The following is a 5,949-nucleotide window of genomic DNA, read 5'->3' as shown; positions in this document are numbered from 1 at the left end:
GCCGGTGGGTGGGGACACAGGAGTCAGCCGGACCAGGGCGAAGACCAGGGCGCCCACCGCGACGGCGCTCGCCAGCGCCAGCCCCAGGCGGCGTCGCGAGCGGGGCTCGGGGGCGGCGGACAAGGCATGGTCCATGTGCCTCACGCCCTCGCGCACGTCCTCGAGCGTGACCACCAGCGCCTCCACCGAGTGCTTGTCGGGCGCAACGAAGTTCGGGGAGTTCTCCACTTCCATGGCGACGTAGCCAGGCGAGGCCGAGGAGGTGATGCGTACCCGCCAGTCGCTCAGTTGTCCGGCTCCGTCCTCATCGGCGGGCTTGAGCACCAGGGCCGCCGCCCCGCTTTTCTCGTGCCTGGCGCGGTAGAGCTCCCCCTGGTTGTACGTGGACTGCGGTACCTGCTCGTGAATTTGATACGGCCCCAACCGCTCCGCTTCCTCCCGGCTCGACTCGGACTTCTTCTGCTCGTCCATGCGTGCTCCTCGCTGGCCTCCCCGCCCGTCCGAGGCCGAGGCTCCTGTCTGCCCCGAGCCGAGCCTCCGCTCCAGGAGCTACCTGGTGCATTGGGGGTGACCTACTCCCCAGGTGTGGCACCAGGAGGTTGTTGTCGTGCTCAGCCTCGGGTCCGACGCGAGGCGCGCGGGGGCGGCACCTCCACCACGGTGTCTCCGGCGATGGCGAAGAGGCGCTCGCCGGAGCGCGGGCGGATGTCCATGCCCCCGGTGAAGGCACTGAAGGCGGGCAGCACGCCCACCGCTGAGCCCAGGTGGAAGCAGGGCAGGCGCAGCCGGTCCGCGCCGGAGTTGAGGCGCACGGTGGGGTGGAGGTGCCCGGCCCAGACGTAGCGGCCCTCGGCCGGGTCCGGGTGGTGGGAGAAGCGGAAGGGGCCCTGGTCCGCATGGGGCTCCACCAGCTCCATCCTCCACGCGGGCGGCAGCTCCAGGTAGCGGTCGTGGTTGCCGCGCACCAGCACCATCTCCACCTCATGGCCCGCGCGCCAGGCCGTCACGCGCTCCACCACCTCGCGCGTGAGGCCCCGGCGCGAGTGGACGAGATCCCCCACCAGCAGCAGCCGCCGGGCCCCCGTGGCGCGCAGGGCCGCCGAGAGGCGCGCGAGGTCATCCTCCAGCACCTCCGGGGGCAGGGGAATGCCGTGCTGGTGGAAGCTCTCCGGCTTGCCCCAGTGCAGGTCCGCCACCGCGAGCACGTCACCCTCGGGCCAGTGGAGGGCGCGCTCGGGGCGCAGCTCCAGCTCGGTGCCGCCTAGGCGGACAGGGAGTCCTCGCGCAGCCATTTCTCCTTCATGCGCTCCACCCGGTCCGCCAGGGACTCGTTGGAGAGGGTGGCGCCGATGCGCTCGACGACGAGCGGAAAGCCCAGCGGCGTGGGCCGTGGGACGTGAATGCACTCCAGGGGCAAGCGCTCCAGGCGCTCCAGGGTGCTCGTGAGCCGCGTCTGCTCGAAGTGCTGCTCCAGTACCTCGCGCCGGGCCTGCGCGAGCAGCATGTGGTCCGGCTCGTAGCGGGCGAAGACGTCGTAGAGGAGCCCCGAGCTGGCCTGCACCTGACGGGTGGACTTGCGCGCCCCGGGCAGTCCCGGCATCACCAGTCCGGCCACGCGCGCCACGTCGCGGAACTGACGCCGGGCCAGCTCGCCGAGGTTGACGCTCTCCAGGATGTCCTCCACCAGCCGCTCGCGGGTGAAGAGGGCGGGGCGCAGCGCCTCCTCGAAGGGGAAGGGCGAGGGGGTGAGCAGCTCCAGGCCGTAGTCATTCACCGCGAGGCTGAAGGTGGCCTTCTGCAACCGCGTGAGGCGCAGGGCGAGCAGCGCGGCGAGGCCCTCGTGCACGAGCCGCCCCTCGAAGGGGTAGAGGAAGAGATGGTGGCCCTCGCGCGTCTGGCACAGCTCGGCGAGGCAGGCGTCCTGGGCGGGCAGGCGGGACAGGCGGGCCTGGGCCTCCAGCACGGGGCGGGCGGCGTCGAGCTCCGCGGTGTCGAGCTGCCCGTGGCGCACGGCGTGGAAGGCGCGGCGCACGGCGGCGGCCAGCGAGCCGGAGATGGGCAGCCGTCCACCGCTCCAGCGGGGCGTGGCCGAGGCGCGCTCCTTGGCCACCTTCACGTAGGCGGTGAGGTCCTTCATCATGCGGAACTCGAGCCGCTTGCCGGCGAAGAGGAAGGTGTCCCCGGGACGGAGCCGGCCCACGTAGGACTCCTCCACCGTGCCGAGCCGGCCGCCCTTGAGGTAGCGCAGCTCCACGGTGGCATCCGAGGCGATGGTGCCCACGTTGAGCCGGTGGAGCCGGGCCACGCGCGCGTCCGCCACCACGTAGCGATCCTCGAGGCGCAGGACGCGGTGGAACTGCGGGTAGGCGCGCAGGGTGGGGCCGCCCTCGGTGACGAGGGTGAGCGTGCGGTCGAAGTCCTCGTCGGAGAGGTCGCGGTAGGAGTAGGCCCCGCGCACCTCGGCGAGCAGGGCGTCGCGGCTGAAGCCCCCGCCGAGCGCACAGGTGACGAGGTGCTGGGCGAGCACGTCGAGCGGCTGGTGCAGGGGCGCCCGGGGCTCCACCTCACCGTGGGCGAGCCCCTCGCGGGCGGCGGCCATCTCCACCAACTCGAGGGCGTGGGTGGGGACGAAGAGGAGGTGCGCGGTGGCGCCGGGGCGGTGGGCGCTGCGGCCAGCGCGCTGGAGCGTGCGGGCGATGCCCTTGGGGCTGCCCACCTGCACCACGCGCTCCACGGGGCCGAAGTCCACGCCCAGGTCGAGCGACGAGGTGCAGACGACGAGGCGCACGCTGCCGTCCTTGAGGCCGTGCTCCACGCGCTCGCGGGCCTCGCGGTCGATGGAGCCGTGGTGGAGGGCGAGGACGTCCTCCCACTCGGGGTGGAGGTAGCGCAGGCCCTCGTACCAGCGCTCGGCCTGGGAGCGGGTGTTGGTGAAGAGGAGGGTGGAGTGGGCCGGGTCGAGCCAGTCCGCCGCCTTGCGCAGCATGGAGAAGCCGAGGTGCCCGGCCCAGGGAAAGGCGTCGACGGTGTCCGGGAGGAGCGTCTCGATGCGGACGGGACGCGCGAGCTCGGCGCGGATGAAGGTGGGAGAGACGTGGGGGCCCACGGCGGCGCGGGCGGCCTCGTCGAGGTTGCCGAGCGTGGCCGACAGGGCCCAGGTGCGCAGGCCGGGAGAGAAGCGGCGCAGGCGGGCGAGGGCGAGCTCCACCTGGGTGCCACGCTTGGAGCCGAGCAGCTCGTGCCACTCGTCGACGATGACGGCGCGCAGCGAGGCGAACAGCTCGTGGGCGCGCTCGTGACAGAGGAGGAGGGAGAGGGACTCGGGGGTGGTGATGAGGACTTCGGGGAGGCGCTCGCGCTGGCGGCGGCGGATGGAGGACGAGGTGTCGCCCGTGCGGCTCTCCACGGTGATGTCGGCCTCGAGCGCGCACAGGGGCGCGTTCAGCGCGAGCTCGATGTCCCGGGAGACGGCGCGCAGCGGGGTGAGGTAGAGGACCTGGAGCCCCTTCTGCCGGTGGTGGGCGACGTCCGCGAGCGGACCGATATAGGCCGCATAGGTCTTCCCGGCGCCGGTGGGCACATGGATGAGCCCGCTCTCCCCGCGGGCATACGCCTCCCAGACCTGGCGCTGAAAGGGAAACGGCTCCCACCCCTGCTCGCGGAACCACGAGAGGAGCGCCTCCGCCTCTCCCCCGGGCGGAGCGGCGGGGGCCGAGGGGCTCGGGCGGACTCGGGTGGAGCGGGCCCGGGAGCGCTTACGCGGGGGCATGGAGCAGCTCCTTCAACTGGTCGAGGGAGTCCGCGTCCCGCGGCGTCTTGTCCACCCGCCACCGGGCGATGCGAGGGAAGCGCAGGGCAATCCCGGACTTGTGCCGGGGCGAGGCGGCGATGCCCTCGAAGTGCAGCTCGAACACCTGCACGGGGTCCACGGAGCGCACGGGGCCGAACTTCTCCTTCGTGTGTGCGCGGATCCACCGGTCGAGCCGACCTATCTCCTCGTCGGTGAGCCCCGAATACGCCTTGGCGATGGGCAGCAGCTCCTCCCCGTGCCAGACGGCGAACGTGTAGTCCGTGTAGAGCGAGGCGCGCCGCCCATGCCCCGGGTGCGCATAGAGGAGGATGGCATCCACGGTGAAGGGGTCGATCTTCCACTTCCACCAGTCGCCGCGCTTGCGGCCGTGCTGGTAGGGGGACTCGAACCGCTTGAGCATGAAGCCCTCGACGTTGCGCGAACGGGACTCCTGGCGCAGCTCGGCGAGGGCCTCCCACGTGGGCGCGGCGATGGCCGGAGAGATGGGGAAGAGGGGCCGGTCGCGCAGCAGGGCCTCCAGCCGGGCGCGGCGCTCGCGGAGGGGGAGCGCGCGCACGTCCTGGCCGTCCTGCTCGAGCAGGTCATACGTCATGAAGGCGGCGGGGGCCTCGGCGAGCACCTTGGCGGTGAGCTTCTGCCGGCCGATGCGGCGCTGGAGCAGGCTGAAGGGCAGTGGCTGCCCGTCGGCGTAGGCGAGCACCTCGCCATCGAGCACGGTGCCATCCGGAAGGTGGGCGGCGGCCTCGGCGATCTCCGGGAAGCGCTCGGTGATGAGTTCCTCGCCGCGGCTCCACAGGTAGACGCCCCCCTTGCGCCGGATGAGCTGGCCGCGGATGCCGTCCCACTTCCACTCGGCGAGCCAGGCGTCGCGCTCGCCGAGCCCCTCCACGGGCTGCTCCAGGGGGCTGGCCAGGTAGAAGGGGTAGGGGCGCGAGCGGTCTCCATCGGAGACGTCCGGGGCGAGCAGCTGCTCGAAGAAGGCGCGCGAGGGGGCCCAGGTGCCCATGAGCCGGTGGGACACGGCGGCGGGAGGCAGTCCCGCGCGCTGCGCCAGCGCCCGCACGACGAGCGTGTCGGAGACGCCGACGCGCAGCTCGCCGGTGAGCATCTTGTTGAAGAGGAACAGCTCGCGGCGGGGCAGCACGTGCCACCAGCCGGTGACGCGCTCGCGCTGCTCGGCGGCGGAGAGGCCGGCGAGGGGCAACAGGCGCTCCTCCAGCCAGCGCGACAGGGGCAGCTCCTCGGGCTCGCCGGGGCGCTCGGTCTGGTCGAGCAGCAGGGCGATCATCTCCGCGAGGTCACCCACCGAGGCGTACGTCTCGTCGAAGAGCCACTCCGGGGTGTCGGTCAGCTCGCGGATCCACTCGCGCAGCGCCTTGGGGGGCACGAGCCGCTTGAGGCGGCGGCCGGTGAGGAAGAACAGCGCCCAGGCGGCGTCCTCGGGAGGCGCCTCATGGAAGTACGCCACCATGGCCTCCACCTTGGCGTTGGTGGAGGTGGTGGAGTCGAGCGCGTCATAGAGGTCCGCGAGTCGCCGCACGTCTCACTCCTCCGTCTCGCCCTCGAAGGGGGTGGAGAGCGGCGCCGCGTCGAGGCCCCGGTTCTCGCGCAGGTAGCGCGCGAGCGTCTCACTGGAGCCGTGGGTGACGAGGATGCGCGAGGCGCCCGTGTCCTTCGCGGTGCGCAGGAGGCTCGGCCAGTCCGCGTGGTCGGAGAGGACGAAGCCCCGGTCATACCCCCGGCGGCGCCGGTTGCCGCGCACCCGCATCCACCCCGAGGCGAAGCCCGTCTCGTGCTCGCCGAAGCGGCGCATCCACGTGGAGCCGGCCGCGCTCGGCGGTGCCAGCACGAGCGCCCCGGCGTAGGAGGTGCCCTTCTCCACCTCGGACACGGGCCGGGTGGGCAGCATGCGCACGCCGGCCTCGCGGTAGGCCTCCACCAGCGCGTGCGTGGCGCCGTGGACGAACACCTCGCGGTCCGTGAGCCGGGCCAGCTCGGCGAGCAGCCGCTGCGCCTTGCCCAGCGCGTAGCAGAAGAGCACCGAGGCCCGTCCCGCCTCGCGGTTGCCGTCCCACCAGCGCAGCACCTCCTCGGCGACGAGCCGCGTGTCGTCCCAGCGGTAGATGGGCAGCCCGAAG

General features: G+C 72.7%; 3 protein-coding genes and 2 pseudogenes. All 5 read right to left on the bottom strand.

Annotated elements, in window-relative coordinates; all coding sequences use genetic code 11:
- Positions 1 to 471, bottom strand: a pseudogene (locus VF697_RS11465) (hypothetical protein); the annotation flags it as partial.
- A 140-nt stretch (positions 472 to 611) separates the two neighbouring features.
- On the bottom strand, positions 612 to 1,292 hold the full coding sequence (pdeM, locus tag VF697_RS11460; RefSeq protein WP_331094206.1) for a ligase-associated DNA damage response endonuclease PdeM: 681 nt from the start codon (positions 1,290 to 1,292) through the stop codon (positions 612 to 614).
- Positions 1,262 to 3,769 (bottom strand): ligase-associated DNA damage response DEXH box helicase, encoded by a 2,508-nt coding sequence (locus VF697_RS11455; protein WP_331094204.1) that lies wholly within the window; start codon positions 3,767 to 3,769, stop codon positions 1,262 to 1,264. Before VF697_RS11455 ends, pdeM begins: the two co-directional genes overlap by 31 nt.
- Complete coding sequence (locus VF697_RS11450; RefSeq protein ID WP_331094202.1) at positions 3,756 to 5,351, bottom strand: ATP-dependent DNA ligase; 1,596 nt, start codon at positions 5,349 to 5,351, stop codon at positions 3,756 to 3,758. The genes VF697_RS11455 and VF697_RS11450 overlap by 14 nt, the downstream gene beginning before the upstream one ends.
- Before the next feature lie 3 nt (positions 5,352 to 5,354).
- Positions 5,355 to 5,949: pseudogene (locus tag VF697_RS11445) on the bottom strand (DNA ligase-associated DEXH box helicase); the annotation flags it as partial.

Origin of the sequence: Archangium sp. (assembly GCF_036388035.1) — a bacterium.
In the GTDB taxonomy this organism is placed as follows: Bacteria; Myxococcota; Myxococcia; order Myxococcales; family Myxococcaceae; genus Archangium.
The sequence above is the reverse complement of the archived record's forward strand: the minus strand, read 5'-3'. Positions and strand labels throughout refer to the sequence as shown.